12 protein-coding genes and 2 pseudogenes are annotated in these 15,269 nt (G+C 66.8%); 4 read left to right on the forward strand and 10 right to left on the reverse strand.

Annotation, left to right across the window (positions count from 1 at the left end):
- Window positions 1-9: 9 nt before the first annotated feature.
- Together OKW52_RS11450 and OKW52_RS11455 are read left to right on the forward strand one after the other, a co-directional pair.
- On the forward strand, window positions 10-324 hold the full coding sequence (locus tag OKW52_RS11450) for a YciI family protein (RefSeq protein WP_127104141.1): 315 nt from the start codon (window positions 10-12) through the stop codon (window positions 322-324).
- Between the two features lie 17 nt (window positions 325-341).
- Window positions 342-1,247 carry a methylenetetrahydrofolate reductase gene (locus OKW52_RS11455; protein WP_264505818.1) on the forward strand — a complete coding sequence of 302 codons (906 nt, stop codon included), beginning with the start codon at window positions 342-344 and terminating at the stop codon, window positions 1,245-1,247.
- Window positions 1,248-1,345: 98 nt separating this feature from the next.
- Here OKW52_RS11455 and OKW52_RS11460 read toward each other — a convergent pair whose 3' ends face one another.
- The 8 genes and pseudogenes from OKW52_RS11460 to aroQ all read right to left on the reverse strand — a co-directional run bounded on the left by OKW52_RS11460 (window position 1,346) and on the right by aroQ (window position 8,281).
- A complete protein-coding gene (locus OKW52_RS11460; RefSeq protein WP_264505819.1) occupies window positions 1,346-2,089 on the reverse strand; it encodes a hydroxypyruvate isomerase family protein in 744 nt (247 codons plus the stop codon).
- Window positions 2,086-3,132, reverse strand: a complete 1,047-nt coding sequence (locus tag OKW52_RS11465) for a DUF1513 domain-containing protein (RefSeq protein ID WP_264505820.1) — start codon at window positions 3,130-3,132, stop codon at window positions 2,086-2,088. Before OKW52_RS11465 ends, OKW52_RS11460 begins: the two co-directional genes overlap by 4 nt.
- A 3-nt stretch (window positions 3,133-3,135) precedes the next feature.
- The gene (locus tag OKW52_RS11470; protein WP_264505821.1) at window positions 3,136-4,119 is read right to left on the reverse strand and encodes an imelysin family protein; all 984 of its coding nucleotides are present in this window, start codon (window positions 4,117-4,119) and stop codon (window positions 3,136-3,138) included.
- Window positions 4,119-5,654: a di-heme oxidoreductase family protein gene (locus OKW52_RS11475; protein ID WP_264505822.1), complete on the reverse strand. Its 1,536-nt coding sequence runs from the start codon at window positions 5,652-5,654 to the stop codon at window positions 4,119-4,121. Before OKW52_RS11475 ends, OKW52_RS11470 begins: the two co-directional genes overlap by 1 nt.
- Window positions 5,641-6,127 (reverse strand): annotated as a pseudogene (bfr, locus tag OKW52_RS11480) (bacterioferritin). Before bfr ends, OKW52_RS11475 begins: the two are co-directional and overlap by 14 nt.
- 2 nt (window positions 6,128-6,129) lie before the next feature.
- Window positions 6,130-6,369 (reverse strand): (2Fe-2S)-binding protein, encoded by a 240-nt coding sequence (locus OKW52_RS11485; protein WP_127104134.1) that lies wholly within the window; start codon window positions 6,367-6,369, stop codon window positions 6,130-6,132.
- 35 nt (window positions 6,370-6,404) lie between these two features.
- Window positions 6,405-7,664, reverse strand: coding sequence for an imelysin family protein (locus OKW52_RS11490; RefSeq protein WP_264505823.1), 1,260 nt, complete (start codon window positions 7,662-7,664; stop codon window positions 6,405-6,407).
- Window positions 7,665-7,837: 173 nt separating this feature from the next.
- On the reverse strand, window positions 7,838-8,281 hold the full coding sequence (aroQ, locus tag OKW52_RS11495) for a type II 3-dehydroquinate dehydratase (RefSeq protein ID WP_264505824.1): 444 nt from the start codon (window positions 8,279-8,281) through the stop codon (window positions 7,838-7,840).
- A gap of 194 nt (window positions 8,282-8,475) precedes the next feature.
- Here aroQ and OKW52_RS11500 point away from each other — a divergent pair.
- Window positions 8,476-9,833, forward strand: a pseudogene (locus tag OKW52_RS11500) (DUF1800 domain-containing protein).
- Window positions 9,834-9,835: 2 nt separating this feature from the next.
- Window positions 9,836-10,990 (forward strand): DUF1501 domain-containing protein, encoded by a 1,155-nt coding sequence (locus OKW52_RS11505; protein ID WP_264505825.1) that lies wholly within the window; start codon window positions 9,836-9,838, stop codon window positions 10,988-10,990.
- A gap of 39 nt (window positions 10,991-11,029) precedes the next feature.
- Here the strand turns inward: OKW52_RS11505 and OKW52_RS11510 are convergent, their stop codons facing one another.
- On the reverse strand, window positions 11,030-14,086 hold the full coding sequence (locus OKW52_RS11510) for an efflux RND transporter permease subunit (protein WP_264505826.1): 3,057 nt from the start codon (window positions 14,084-14,086) through the stop codon (window positions 11,030-11,032).
- A complete protein-coding gene (locus OKW52_RS11515; protein ID WP_264505827.1) occupies window positions 14,083-15,264 on the reverse strand; it encodes an efflux RND transporter periplasmic adaptor subunit in 1,182 nt (393 codons plus the stop codon). The genes OKW52_RS11510 and OKW52_RS11515 overlap by 4 nt, the downstream gene beginning before the upstream one ends.
- Between the last annotated feature and the right edge of the window lie 5 nt (window positions 15,265-15,269).

Here is a 15,269-nt window from a genome sequence, read left to right on the forward strand (position 1 = left end):
AGAGCGCTCATGTTTTTTCTTATGGAATGCCAACACTTCCCGGCCAAGGATTCCGAGCGGGACCGGCTGCGGGCGCAGCATCGCGACTGGGTTGCCTCGGGCGGCGAGGGCCTGTGCTCGGTGCTGATCGGCTCGGCCCTGTGGGCCGATGACGGCAGCGCGCTGGGGCATTGGGGCATCCTTGAGGCCGAGACGCCGCAGGCCGCCCGCAGCTTTGCCGAAGGCGATCCCTTTGCCCGCGAGGGCGTGGTTTCGGCCATTGATATCACCCGGCTGGCGGATGGCTTCAAAGCCGACCGCATCAGCCCTCGCATGACCACCTGACACTGGAGGACCCTGTCATGGCTCTGTTCAACCTGCGCGCCAACAAAGGCGCTGCCGACAAGCCCGAGCTGAAGACCGGCGCGCTGTCCGCGCTGCTTGAAGGCACCTCGATCGAGGTGATGCCGCGCACCGCTGCCAAGATCGAAAGCTTCGCCGAAATTCTGCCCGCCGGCACGCGCGTCTATGTCGCGCATCTGGACGGCACGCCGATTGACGAGATGGTCGAGACGGTCAAGCGGATCACCGATGAGGGCTTCCCGGTGATGCCCCACGTCCCCGCCCGCATCATCGACAGCCGCGCCACGCTGGAAACCTGGCTGAAACGCTACCGCACCGAGGCCGGAGCCGAGCAGGCGCTGGTGCTGGCGGGGGGCGTGCCGACGGTGGCGGGTGAATTCACCTCGTCCATCGACCTTTTGAAAACCGGGCTGTTCGACGAGCTGGGCTTCAAGCGCCTGCATGTCGCCGGTCACCCCGAGGGCAACAAGGACATCGACCCCAAGGGCGGCACCGCCGTCGTTGATGAAGCGATGCTGTGGAAGCAGAACTTCTCGAAGAATTCCGATGCCGAAATGGCCATCGCCACGCAATTCGCGTTTGAGAGCGGGCCGATCATCGCCTGGGCCGAGCGTCTGCAAGCCATGGGCATCACCCTGCCGATCCATCTGGGCGTCGCCGGTCCGACCAAGCTGCAAACGCTGATCAAATTCGCTATCGCCTGTGGTGTCGGCCCGTCGCTGAGCGTGCTGCAAAAGCGGGCGATGGATCTGACCAAGCTCTTGGTGCCGTTCGCACCGACCGAGATGCTGGCGGAAATCGCGGCCTACAAGACCTCGCATCCTGACAGCCTGCTCGAGCATGTGCACCTGTTCCCGCTGGGCGGGATCAAGACCTCGGCGACCTGGTTGAGCGAGCACAAGTAAAAGAGGCGGGGGGCTGCGCGCCCCCGCACCCCTGCGCCAAAGGGGGAGCACGCTCCCCCTTTGGAAACCCCCGTGGATATTTAGAGACAGAAAATGGGTCAGCAGGCAGAGAGCCTGGGGAGCCAGTCGAGGGAGGCGTCTGTCGGGCCGTTGGGTTTGTATTCGGCACCGATGGGGCCGGGCCAGTTGAGCCGGGGCAGGAGCGTCACGTAGTCGACGCTGCCGTGGTCTGGCGCGCTGCGGTCGGGGACGGCGGCAATCTGGATATGGCCGATCAGCGGGCGCAGGGTGTCGACGTCATTGAAGACCTCGGGCTCGGTGCGGCCGACATGGTAGCAATCGAACATCAGTTTCAGATTGGGGCGGTTGAGCGTTTTCAGCGTGTCGACCGCTTGAGCCGTGGTGTTCAGGTGGTAGTCGGGCACGTGCCAGCGGTTGATCGCTTCGATGAGCAGGGTCATGCCGGGCGGCGCGCTGTCGCAGGCATAGGCGAGGTTGGCGTGGTAGGTCGCGTCGTCGCCGTGTTTGCCCGCCATGAGGTGCACGGCGCGCGTGTCGGTGGCCAGCGCATAGGCGAAGGCCTCATCGATGGCGGCGCGGGCCTCGGCCTCGCGGTCCTTCAGCGCAAGAAGGCCGAAATCGCCAGTGCCGCCGGGGCGGGTGTTGAGGGTCATCATCCGCAAGCCGGTTTCGAGCAGCGCGGCGCGCGTCTCGGCGGCGGGGGTGTCGTAGGGGAAGTGGCACTCGACCGCCGCGAAGCCCGCGGCCTTGGCGGCGCGGATCGCGTCGGGCAGGGGACGGTCGGTCCACAGGAAGCCGAGATTGGCGGAGAATTCCCTCACAGCGTGACGATGTGGTTATCCCAGGCGCGCGGGCGCAGGCCCAGCGGCCGGGCGTGGCCTTGCGTGACGCGCAGGACACCGCCGCCGCCATCGGTGGTCAGGAACCCGCCGGGGCAGGGGGCAAGGCCGCAGATATCGGCGCGGCGGGTGGCACCGAGGAACGCGCCGCTGGTGTCGAAACGGTGCAGCCGGCCGCCGCGGGGCGAGGTGATCGCCACCTCGCCTGCGGTAAAGGCGCAGGAGCCGGCGTAGCCCTGCATCAGAGCCTGCTCGGCATCGGGGGCTGAGGCAAGGAGGGGCGCGTTGCCCCGACGGTGCAGACCGAGGAGCGGGACAACCTGCCCCGCGTCGCCTTCCCACTGCATCGCGAAGGCGAGTGTGCCGTCGTCATGGGCGAGGTGGCGGATCGAGGCGAAGTGCAGCGCGGGATTCAGCGTGACCTGTTCGGCGATCGCGTCGGCTTCGATATAGGTCAGCGAGGGGGCCATATCCGGCACGTTCAGCTTGGTGCGGTCGCTGGGGTCGGTGGCGATGCCGCCATTGGCGACGGCAAACACGTCGCCCGGCAGGCGCAGCACTTCGTGCGGGCCGATGCCGCCGGTTTCAATCTGGCCGATGCGGCGATACTCGGCGTCCCAGAGGCCCAGAAAGCCCTGACTGTCGGACGCGCGCTGCTCGGTGGTGGTGAGCAGGCTGCCATCCTCGGTAAAGGCACCGTGGCCGTTGAACTGCATCCCCTCGGGCGGGGTCAACTGGCGCAGCAGGCTGCCGGTCGCGCAGTCGAGCACCAGCGCGAAAGCGCCGGGGCGGCGGGCAAAGACCACGGCCTGAGGCCGGTGCGGATGCCCGGCCCCGGCATGGCCGCGCGCGGGCAGGGGCAGGCGGAAAGTGTCCGCGCCATCCTCGGCGATGCCAAAGAGCGCGTAAGCGCCGTCAGCCTCACGCGCGCAGGCCAGCCAGCGCGGCCCGCCCGCATCGGCCCAGCTGGGTTTGGGCGCGGCGACGGCCACCAGCCCGGCGAGAAAGGCGCGACGGCTGGTCATGGCTCAGTCTCCGTCCGCCGAGTTGAAGCCGGGGGCGATGCCCATCGTTTCGCCGATGTCGACGATCAGCACGTCACCGATGGTGCGCACCCGGCCTTGCAGCGATTCCAACCGCAGGCGGGCTTGCGCTTCGGTGATGTCCTGAAACGCCGGGTCAGCAATCGTGCTGGCAAAATACTTTGCGGCGTCAAACGCTTGCTCGACCGCCTCAAGCGGTTGCCCGGCCAGCGCGGTCGCCATCTGGTGCAGCGCCTCCAGCGAGAGAGACACGTTGCGCATGCTGCGGCTCGCGCGCCAGGTCTCGGCCCGTTGCGGGCGCGGGCGGTCCAGCGTGCCCATCGGGCGGCCAAGGCGCTGGTCGGCGATGAACTCGATCCCGCCGTGCAGCTGGGTGAAGAGCGCGCGCTCGGCCTCTTGCGGCGAGAGGTAGACACCGTTGTCCGTCGCCCCGGCGTTGCGCAGCTCGGGCGCGAATTTCTGGTTCCAGGCGGCGTTCACGGCTTCGGCCTGATTGGCCAGATCCTGCGTCATGACCGTCACCAGCGTGCAGGAATAGCTGCCCGCCGCATAGTCGTTGAACTGCGGATCGTAGAGCATGGTTTCCAGCGCATAGAGCCCGCGCGCGGCGGCGGAGACCTCGGTAAAGGCCTCGGCGTCGGTGCCCATCGCGTCTTCATCGGCGATCAGCCGGGCCAGTGTGCGCCGCCCGCTGCTGCGATCGTCGGGCCAGTACGCCATGCTCAGCGTCGCCTGTTCCTGCGGTCCCATGCGCAGATGGCTGATACCCATCCACGCGTCAAAGGCGGTGTTCCACGCCGGGGTCAGCGCGTCGGGTAGGCAGTTTTCAGCGGCGGCCGTGGCCAGATCCTGCGTGGCACTGGCAAAGGCGGCCTCGCCGGGCAGTATATGGGTGTCGAGCACCGCGTTGACATCGGCCAGCGCCGGGGCGGCGGTGAAACACAGAGCGAAGGCAAGGCTGAGGCGCATCAGAGGGACTCCAGAAAGCGCAGCAAGGCGGCGCGGTCATCAGGGGCGAGGGCGACCACGGCGTCGCGGGCTGTCTGCGCCTCGCCACCGTGCCAGAGCACGGCTTCCAGCAGGGACCGTGCGCGCCCGTCGTGCAGGAACTGGGTATGCCCGCTGACCCGTTCGGTCAAGCCGATCCCCCATAACGGTGGCGTGCGCCACTCGGTGCCGGTGGCGCGGGCTTCTGGTCGGTGGTCGGCCAGACCCTCGCCCATGTCGTGCAGCAGAAGGTCGGTGTAGGGCCAGATCAGCTGGAAGCTTTGCTCGGGCCGGTCGGGCAGGCGGGCGGTGACAAAGGCGGGTTGGTGGCAACTGGCGCAGTCCAGCTGGTGAAAGATCGCGCGCCCGCGCAGCACTTCCGCGTCATCCACGTCGCGGCGGGCGGGGACGCCCAGATTGCGGGCATAAAAGGTGACCAGATCGAGCGCCTGCTGGCTGACCTCGACACTGTCCTGTTCGGGGTCAGCGCCGTCGATGGCCATGCGGCAGACGGTTTGCGCCGGGGTGCAGTCACCGGCGCTGTCGGGGAACAGCGGCGTCGACAGGCCCATGTCGCCCGAGAAGGCGGCGGCGCTTTGCTGCATCACCGTGGGGGCACCGGCCTTGTGGCCGAAACGGCCCAGCATGGGGGCGTTGAATTCGGGCGACCAGACGATGTTGGGGCGGCCCGAGATGCCATTGCCGTCGGCATCGTCGGGGTCGGCATGGGCGAGGATGTCGGCCACAGGGATCGCCTCGAGCAGTCCGAGGCCGAGCATCTGGGGGGCAACGCGGGGGCTGAGCATGGCGGTGTCGCCCAAGGGGCCAAAGGCCAGATCCTCGGCCCGCCAATCGGGGCGGCGCAGGGACGCGGTTTCGCCCCCTGCCAGCGCGACCGGGATTTCCTCCCAATCGACGACCAGCCGGTATTCGGCGGGCTGGCCCTGCACCGCAAAGTCCTGCATCTGCGCACCGTAAGCCGGATGGGGAAGGGTGGCGATGTAATCGGCGATTCCGGCAGGGCCTGCCGTGCCCTCGGGCGCGGGGATCGAGACGCGCAGGAACATCGAGATCGCGTTATCGTCGCCGGGGCCGGGCGGATGGCCGCGCCCGTCGAGCAGATGGCAGGTCTGGCAGCCCCGCGCATTGTAGAGCGGGCCCAGACCATCCGACGCGATGGTCGAGGACGGGGCCGAGACCCAGAGCCGGGTGAACAGGCCGTTGCCCAGACGAAAATCCATCTGGTCTTCAAAGCTCATGTTCGCGGAAGGCTGCGAGAAGGCGTCATTGCCGGTGCGGACCCGGACTGTCGCCGCACCGCCCGAACGCAGCTCAAACCGCTGCGGCAGGGTCGGATCGCTGGGCGGCGCTGTCACCAGAGCGACGCGCCGGGCTTCGGACGGGGTGCGGGGGGTGGCGTTCAGGTGCAGGTCGGTCAGATCCTGCGCAGCCAAGGGAGCCGCGAGTGGCAGGGCTGTGATCAGCCCTGCCAGCAGGCGGGCCTTACTCGGCCTCATCCATCGGCGCGGCGTTGAGCAGCGCATAGCGTTCGTCTCCGAGGCGGTCATAGAGCGCCAGCTGGGTTTCGAGGAAATCGATATGGCCTTCCTCGTCGACCAGCAGCGCCTGAAACAGCTCCATCGTGCCGAAATCGCTCACTGACTGGCAATAAGCGCGCGCCTCGCGGTAAAGCGCGACGGCTTCCTCTTCCGCCGCCAGATCGGCGGTCAGGGTTTCGCGCGGGCTTTCGCCGATGCGCAGCGAGATCGAGCTTTTGCAGATTGGGATGGCCGCCCAGAAAGATGATCCGGGCGATCAGCTTGTCGGCGTGCTGCATCTCTTCAATGCTTTCCTCACGGCTTTTCTTGGCCATGCGGGTCAGGCCCCAGTCTTCCTGCAGGCGGAAATGCAGCCAGTACTGGCTGACCGCCGTCAGTTCCGAGCGCAGGGCCTTGTTGAGATACTCGATGACCTTTGCATCACCCTTCATCGTCAGTCCTCCTGTTGGGCTGCACGGCGCAAGCCGCGTAGCTGACTGGGAACTTCCGTATTCGGATTTCCTCTCAGGGTCGAGAGAAAGGTCTTCATGCAACCACCACAATCGGCGGATTTACCCAAGGCGCGGTACACTTTGCCGGGCGTGATGATCGTCAGCGGGTCCGAGGCCCGCATCCAGTCCACGGCGGCATGGATGTCCCGGTCGGTGATGCCGGTGCAGGAACAGACGATCATCGCTAAGGCCCTCTGTGTTTGCTCGAACGCGGCGTTTACTCGAAAACGGCGCCGGGGTTGTCGAGGCTGTCCGAGCCTTCGATCGCCACACCGTCCAGATTGAGCGCGACGATGACACGCTCGATGTCACGGGTCTGCGCGACCAGCGCATCCACCGCCCCCATGATCACCGTCTCGCCGGTCTCGTTGCCGGGCGCGAGCATCATGTCATAGGACATGCCGCCCTCGGCCGTATCGACCATGGTTTGCAGCGCGGCGACCGAGGCATCCAGACCCGCAGTCAGCGCCTGATCCAGTGCCGGATCGGTCTGCGCGACCAGATCGCTCAGGCTGGGGCCGTCGACAACGCTGCCATCGGTGCGGGTGTAGCTGCCGGTATAGACGTTCCGGATGCCCAGCCCGTCATAGTAATGGCTGTAATGCGTGTTGTCCGAGAAGCAGTCATGCTCTTCCTCGGGGTCGTTCAGCATCAGACCCAGACGGATACGCTCGCCCGCCAGCTCGCCGTAGGACAGGCTGCCCATGCCGGTCAGGATCGCCGACAGACCGGCGGTCTCGTCGGCGGTGACCGCTTCGCGCGCCGCGCCGCCATCGGTCCAGTTGGCGGCCATTTCTTCAAGATCGGTGATCAGTAGCCCGGTCGCAGCGCGCAGATAGGCCGCGCGGCGGTCACAGTTGCCATTGGTGCAGGCGTCGCCCTGCGCGTAGTCGGTCCAGGGGCGTTCGCCCGCACCGGCGTCGGTGCCGTGCAGATCCTGACCCCAGAGCAGGAATTCGATGGCGTGATAGCCGGTGGCGACATTGGCTTCGACCGCGTCGGCCTCTTGCAGCACGTCTTGCAGCAGGGTCGCGTCGATCACCGAGGCGTCGATCGTCTCGCCCGAAAGGGTCAGGCTGGGATTGGCGATCACATTGAGCTGCGCGGCGGGGTTGTCGTCACCGCCGATATAGCTGCGCGCGACATAGTCGATCAGACCCTCGTCCAGCGGCCAGGCGTTCACGCGGCCCTCCCAATCGTCAACGATCGGATTGCCAAAGCGGTAGGCCTCGGTCTGCTGATAGGGCACGCGCGCGGCGATCCAGGCAGCGCGGGCGTTTTCCAGCCCGGCTTCGGACGGGGCGGCCAGAAAGGCGGCAATCGCTTCGGACAGGTTCTGCGCGCTGTTCAGCGAGTCGGTGTACGCGGCTTCGGCGATGTCTGAATAGGTGGTCAGCACCTCGGCAGGCGTCACGGCATTCGCGGCCATGGGGAAAGTCAGGGCGGCGGTCAGGGCAAGGGTCGAAATATGGCGCATGAATCCTCGGGCTGGCTGGGCGCCGGGGATGGGAGCGGCGCTTGAAAATCAGGCCGGGCTTGTCCGTGTCAGGGTGGCACAGCGTGGCTTGGCTGGGCGCAATCTGCGTCCGGCCAGCCTGAATGTCAATCCTGATATCTTTACTTGGAATAAGCGCGCCGCCGCGCGGCGGGCTATTTCCCGGCCAGCAACAGCGCCATATGCCGCATCGCCAGCGCGTAGCCATGCACGCCGAACCCCGCCAGCACCGCATCCGCGCGGGCACTGACATAGGAATGGTGGCGGAAGGCCTCGCGCTTGTGGACCTGAGAGATATGGACCTCGATCACCGGGCCCTCAAAGGTCATCAGCGCATCGAAAACCGCAACCGAGGTATGGGTCAGCGCGGCGGGGTTGATGATGATCCCGGCCGCTGTTTCGCGCGCCTCGTGGATCCAGTCGATGATCTGCCCCTCCCAGTTGGACTGGCGCAGCACCGACTCAAGCCCGGCCTCTTGGGCAATGGCGGCACAGGCGGCGGCGACATCATCCAGCGTGTCGCGGCCATAGATTTCGGGCTGGCGCTTGCCCAGCAGGTTCAGGTTGGGGCCGTTCAGGATATGGATGGTGCGGGTCATCGGGATCTGCTCACAAAGCTGTTGGCACAGCTTACCGATTGGGCACCGGGTGCGCCAGCCCGTTGGCGCTGCGCTGTTTCCTGCCGGGCGGCCCTGCGCACAGGGTTGTGTTTCCCAAACCGCTAGGTCTGTCACCGCAGGCGCGCTACCTTGTGCCATCGCCCCTGACCGGGGCGCGCACCACCGGGGGGCCCATGCGGACCATTGCCAGTTTTATCGCCCTCAATCGCTTCGGTCTGGGGGCTGCACCGGGCGAGGCCGACGCAATCGGCGATGACCCGCGCGGCTGGCTGAGCGCGCAGATTCAGCCAAGCGCGCCCCTGCCCGAAGCGCTGCGCGGGTTTCGCAGTTCGGAAGCGATCATCAACGGCATTCTGAGCGCCCGTCTGGAGAGCCCGGAGGCCCAGCAGCGAGAACGCCGCCGCGCGCAAGAGCAGGATTTCGACACTGAAATGCTGGCCCGCGCCAGCCAGATGATCACCACGCGCGCCCCGCTGGCCGAGCGTCTGGTGCTGTTCTGGTCGAACCACTTCACCGTTTCCTCGGGGCGTCGCCAGATCGCCCCGGCGATCCCGGCCTTCGAGCGCGAGGCTATTCGCCCGCATGTCTTTGGCCGCTTTGCCGATATGCTCATGGCTGTCGTTCAGCACCCCAATATGCTGGTTTATCTGGATAATACCTACTCTATCGGCCCCGGATCGCCGGCGGGCCTGCGCCATTTGCAGCGCAATCCCACCAGAACGACGCTGAACGAGAACCTCGCGCGCGAGGTGCTGGAGCTGCACACATTGGGCGTGCACGGCGGCTATACGCAGGCCGATGTCATCCAGTTCGCGCTGGCCCTGACCGGCTGGACGCATGGCGGCGTGCGGCGCGGGGACAGGCCCCGGCACGGCGGTTTCCAGTTCATCCCGCGCCACCACGAGCCGGGCGACAAAACCGTTCTGGGCCAGCGCTATGCCGAAGCAGGCGTGGACGAGGGGGGCAGATCCTCAACGCTCTGGCCCGGCACCCGGCCACGGCGCGCCATCTTGCCACCAAGTTGGTCCGTCATTTCGTCGCCGACGATCCGCCAGAGGCGGCAGTCGAGCAGATCGCGCGCGTCTATCTGGAGACGGACGGCGATCTGGGCCGGGTCATGCAGGCGGTGATCGACCTTGATGCGGCATGGGCGGATCCGCTGGCCAAGGTCAAACCGCATTACGATTATGTCATCGCCGTGCACCGCGCGGTGGGGCAGGGCGCGCCGCACCGGCGCGACATCGTGCTGCCCCTGCGGTTGCTGGCGCATTTGCCCTTCACCGCGCCGTCGCCGCAAGGCTGGGGCGATCGTGCGGCGGACTGGATCGGGCCCGAGGCGCTGATGATCCGGCTGGAATGGGTCAACCGCTTTACCTCGCGCCTGCCCGGCGGTGTCAACCCGCGCGCGGTGATGGAGCAAAGCATCGGTGCCGTGGCGCGCGATGTGACGCAGACATGGGTTTACCGCGCGCCCTCGGCCGATGCGGCGCTGACGCTGTTGTTCGGCAGCCCCGAGTTTCAGAGGAGATGAGCATGCTCACCCGCCGCCGCTTTCTGCATCTGACCGGCGCGTCACTGGCCGCCTCGCTTGCGGCATCGCGTGTCGCCTTTGCCTCGGCCCCGACCGAGAACCGCTTTGTCTTTGTCTTCCTGCGCGGCGGGCTGGACGGGCTGCACGCGCTCGCGCCCTTTGCCGACGCCGACTATCAGCGCCTGCGCCCCTCGTTGGGGCTGAAGGCCGATCAGGTGCACAGTCTGGACGGCTACTTCGGCCTGCATCAGGGTTTGGGCGCGCTGATGCCGCTGTGGCAGGCAGGCGAACTGGCCCTGATCCCCGCAGCCACGACGCGCTACCGCGACCGCTCGCATTTCGATGGACAGAACCTGCTGGAGAATGGCACCGGGCAGCCCTTTGGCGCAGGCGATGGCTGGTTGAACCGGGCGATTGCCGGGCTGAACGGCGGCGATCAGCGGCTGGGCCTGTCACTGGGCCCCTCGGTGCCGCTGATCTTGCAGGGACAGGCGCGGGTGCAGGCGTGGTCGAACGAGCAGTTGCCGGATCTGGATGAGGATTTCCTCGCGCGGCTTGCCATCGTCTATCGGGGCGATCCGCTGTTCGCGATGGCGCTGGGCGAAGCCACGGGCGCGCCTGAGCCGGATATGGGCGGCGCCAGCGAGACCGGGAATTTCCAGATCGCCGCGCATGCGGCGGCGGACCTGCTGGCGCAGGAACACGGCCCGCGCATCGCGGTGATGGAAATGGGCGGCTGGGACACGCATGTCAATCAGGGCGGGCGGCTGACGGGACTGCTGGGGCGGCTGTCGGACGGGTTGATGACGCTGCGCGCCGGGCTGGGGCCCGAGTGGTCGCGCACGGTGGTCATGGTTGCCTCGGAATTCGGGCGCACTGCGGCCGAGAACGGCAATGCCGGCACCGATCACGGCACAGGCGGGCTGGCGCTGTTGGCCGGGGGTGCGGTCCATGGCGGGCGTATTCTGGGGGCGTGGCCGGGGCTTTCCAACCGGGCGCTGTTCGAAGAGCGCGACGTGCTGGCGGTCAATTCCTACGAGGGGATCTTCAAGGCGATCCTGACCGCTCATCTGGGGCTGGATGCCGCCTACGCCGAGCGCGTGGTCTTTCCGGGCAGTAGCGATCTGGCCCCGATGGACGGTTTCTTGCGCGGATAGAAAGAAGGGGACCGAGCCTGCGCCCGGTCCCCCGTTGTCTTAGAGCAGTTTCTGTTCATCGGGGCGTTTGTCCCCGGCCAGCACCTTGCCCAACAGCCAGCGCAACCGGTCCTTGAGCCCTTCAAGAACCGAAAACACCGAGGGCACGAACAGCAGCGACAGCGCGGTGGACAGCAACAGCCCGCCGATCACCGCGACAGCCATCGGCGCGCGGAACTCGCCGCCCGTGGCGCTGCCCAGTGCCGAGGGCACCATGCCTGCCGCCATGGCAATGGTCGTCATCACGATGGGACGCGCCCGCTTGTGGCCTGCGTCGATCATCGCGGCGGCGCGGTCCTTGCCTTCGGCCACGCTGGTCAACGCGAATTCGACCAGCATGATCGCGTTCTTGGTAACGATCCCCATCAGCATCAGGAAGCCGATCACCACCGACAGACCGATGCCCGAGCCATAGATATACAGCGCAAAGATCGCGCCGCCGATGGCCAGAGGCAGCGACAGCATGATGGTCAGCGGCGTGACGAAGCTGTTGAACAGCAAGACCAGCACCACATAGACCAGCATCAGCCCGGCCCCCATCGCCAGCGCAAAGCTGGAGAAGATCTCGTTCATGGTTTCCACATCGCCCGAGGCCTGCAGCTCGGCCCCGTCGGGCATGTTGCTGGCTGCGGGCAGCGCGCTGATCGCCTCTGACGCCGGTCCCAGATAGACACCGGGCGCAAGGTCGGCCTGGATCGTGACGCGGTAGCGGCGGTCATACCGCTCGATGATGCTGACACCTGACGCCAGCTGCACATCCGCCACAGCCGACAGCGGCACCATGGTGCCCGAGCTTGACGGGATGCGGAACCCGGCCAGCCGCGAGATGTCGCTGCGCGCGGCTTCGTTCAGGCGTACGCGGATCGGGATGCGTTCCTCGCCGGCGTCGAACTGCGCCAGATTGGCGTCGATGTCGCCAATCGTCGCCACCCGGACGGCCGCGGCCAGCGTCGATGCCGTCACACCCATTTCCGCCGCCCGTTCGGGGTTGGGCGTGATCTGGATCTCGGGCCGGCGAAGCGCGGCCTCGGACGAGACGCCGCGCAGCTCGGGCAGGCTGCGCATTTCGTGCAGCAGGTCGGCGGCGGCCTGCGCCACAGCGGTCTGGGTATCGGCCAGCACGTTGATCGAAATGTCGCGCTGCCCTTCTTCGCCCAGCACAAAGACGCGCAGGTCGGGCAGATCGGCGAGATGGGCCGCGATATCGCTGTTGACCTCGGTCCACGAGCGCTCGCGCTCGGATTTGTCGCCGTAGTTGACCTGCAGGCTGAGCGAGGTTGCCGACGAGCCGTTGACGAAGACGCGCTGAACCTCAGGCACTTGGAAAACCCGTTCGCTGACCGCCTGCGCGGTGCGGCGGGCTTCGGGCAGGGTGGTGCCCGGCGGCAGCTCGACCGTGATGACCGAGCGGCCGGTATCCGAGGGCGGCACAAATTCCTGCGGCAGCAGGGTCGCGGAATAGATCGACCCGGCAAAGAGCAGCAGGCCAAACAGCAAGGTGACCGTGCGGTTGCGCAGCGTCCAGCGCAGGACGCGCATATAGGCGCGCATGATGAAGCCGTCCTTGACCTCGTGCACGACGGTTTTGCTCTTCATGAAATAAGCCGCAAAAAGCGGGGTGATCAGCCGCGCCACGGCGAGTGAGAACAGCACCGCCACTGCCACCGTCAGCCCGAACTGCTTGAAGAACTCGCCCGCGATTCCGCCCATGAAACTGACCGGCGCGAAGACCGCCACGATGGTCAGCGAGATCGCGACCACGGTCGTGCCGATCTCGGTTGCCGCTTCGATGGCGGCATCATAGGCGGATTTGCCCATGTGGATGTGCCGGTCGATGTTCTCGATCTCGACGATGGCGTCATCGACAAGGATGCCGACCACCAGCGTGATCCCCAGCAGGCTGATGGTGTTGAGCGAAAAGCCCAGCAGATCCATGACGATAAACGTCGGAATGGCTGACAGCGGCAGCGCCACGAAGGCCACCACCGTCGCGCGCCAGTTGCGCAGGAACAGGAACACCACGATGATCGCCAGCAGCGCCCCCTCGTAGAGCGTCTCCATCGCGGAATCGAAGTTGGCCTCGGTGTAGATCGTCGCGTCGTCGATCAGCGAAAACTCGGTGTCGGGGTATTGCGTGCGCAGCTCATCCAGCCGGGCTTCCGCGTTCTCGGCGGCCAGCAGATCGCTGGCCCCTGTGGCGCGGTAGACGCCAAAAGCCACCACCGGACGCCCGTTATACAGCGCAAAGCTGCTTGCCTCGGACGCGCCATCGGTGACGGTGCCCAGCTGGTTCAGCGGTACGGTCTGGCCGGTGGGCAGCCGGATCGGCGTTGCCGCCAGTTGTTCCAGCGTCGGGGCCGACCCCAGCGCGCGGATCACGTATTCCGAACCGAATAGATCGCCCTGACCGCCGCCCTGATCCAGATTGGTCTGCGCCAGTTGCTGACTGATGGAACTGGCGCTGAGGTTCAGCGCCACCAGCCGGTCAGGGTCCAGATCGACGCGGATCTCACGCTCGGCCCCGCCCAGACGCGTGACACTGCCAACGCCTGCGGCCCCCTGCAAGGCGCGGGCCACGACGTCATCGACAAAGCTCGACAGCTCTTCGATGCTGCGCGTCTGATCGGCGACGGCGAAGGTCAGGATCGGACGCCCGGTGAAATCCAGCCGCTGCACCACCGGATCGCTGGTGGTGTCGGGCATCTGGTCGCGGGCCGAGGTGACGGCATCCTTGACATCGTTCAGGGCGCGGTCGGTGTTGGTGCCCATCTCGAACTGGATCACCAGCTCGGCCACGCCGTCGCGGGCGGTGGCCTCGATATGGCGCAGCCCGGCGATGTCGCTGACCTCATCCTCGATCGGCTGGATCACCTGACTGGCGATCTCCGAGGGGGCCGTGCCCGGTGCCGCCACGCCAACGGTGATGACCGGCAAATCGACGTTGGGCATCTCGGTGACCGGCAGGCGGCCAAAGCTGACCAGACCGGCGATGCACAGCACGACAAACAGCGCGATCGGCGGCACGGGCTGCCGGATCGACCATGTGGAAAGGTTCATTCTGCGGCCCCTTCACGCACCGGGCGGATCACGTCGCCGTCGCCAAAAAACGCCCCGGCCCGCGCGACAACCTCGTCGCCCTCGACCAGCCCGTCCGTGACCTCTTGCCAACCATCCCACGCGATGCCGGTCTGGATCATCCTGCGCTCGAGCGTGTCATTGGCCCCAAGACGCAGCACGAAACTGCCCTCCACATCGCGCAAAACCGAGGCGACAGGCACTGCAAGCCCGGTGCGGTCAGCCACCACGATGCGCCCGCCGACGTACAGGCCGGGACGCAGGCCGGTCGTGTCATCCAGCGAAAGGCGCACCTCGCCCAAGCGGGTGGTCGGGCTGACCACCGGGGCGATCAGGCGAACATGGCCCGTAACCGGTGCCAGCCCGGCAATGTTCAGGGTCGCGGGATCGTCAGGGTGCAAAAGCACCAGCTCGGTCTCGATCACTTCGGCGGCGACCTCGACCACACCCTCCTCGATCAACCGATAGATCGGCTCGCCGCCGGTTGCGGCAATCGCGCCGATCTGGCCGTTGCGGTCAGAAACGATGCCCGCCACGGGCGCGGTGATTTCGGCGTTCTCGAAATCCAGCTGCGCCACTTCCAGCGACGCCTGCGCCTGTTGCAGCGCGGCCCCCGCAGCCTGCACACCGTCGCGCGCCGACTGCGCATTGGCCTGTGCGCTCAGCTGCGCGGCCAGTGACTCATCCAGTGCCGATTGCGTTGCGGTCCCGCTCGAGCGCAGGGCGCGCGCGCGCTCGAGCACCTGATTGGCTTGCTGAAGCTGCGCTTCGCTGGCGTTGACCTGGCTTCGGGCCTGATCTTGTGCCGCAACGGCATTGGCCAGCGCCGCCTCGGCCTGACGGACGCGCAGGGCCAACGTTCGGTTGTCTATGCGCGCCAACACTTCACCAGCGTCGACATGATCGCCGATATCGGCATTCAGTTCGGTGATGGCGTAGCCGCCGGCGTGCGGCGAGACCAGCACTTCGCTGCGGGCGATCAAGGAACCCGACACCGGCACCACCTGTTGCAAGGGGCGCACCGCGGCCGTGGCGACGGTTACCGATGGTGCCGGGCGCGGCTCGACCGATGCCTCTTGCGCAAACAGGGGCAGGGGCAGGATCAGCAAACCCAAAGCGGCCACAGCCGTCCGGATAAGAGAGGAAGGGGCAGCGTGCATCCGGA

The sequence above is a fragment of the Pararhodobacter zhoushanensis genome, assembly GCF_025949695.1.
Classification (GTDB): domain Bacteria; phylum Pseudomonadota; class Alphaproteobacteria; order Rhodobacterales; family Rhodobacteraceae; genus Pararhodobacter; species Pararhodobacter zhoushanensis_A.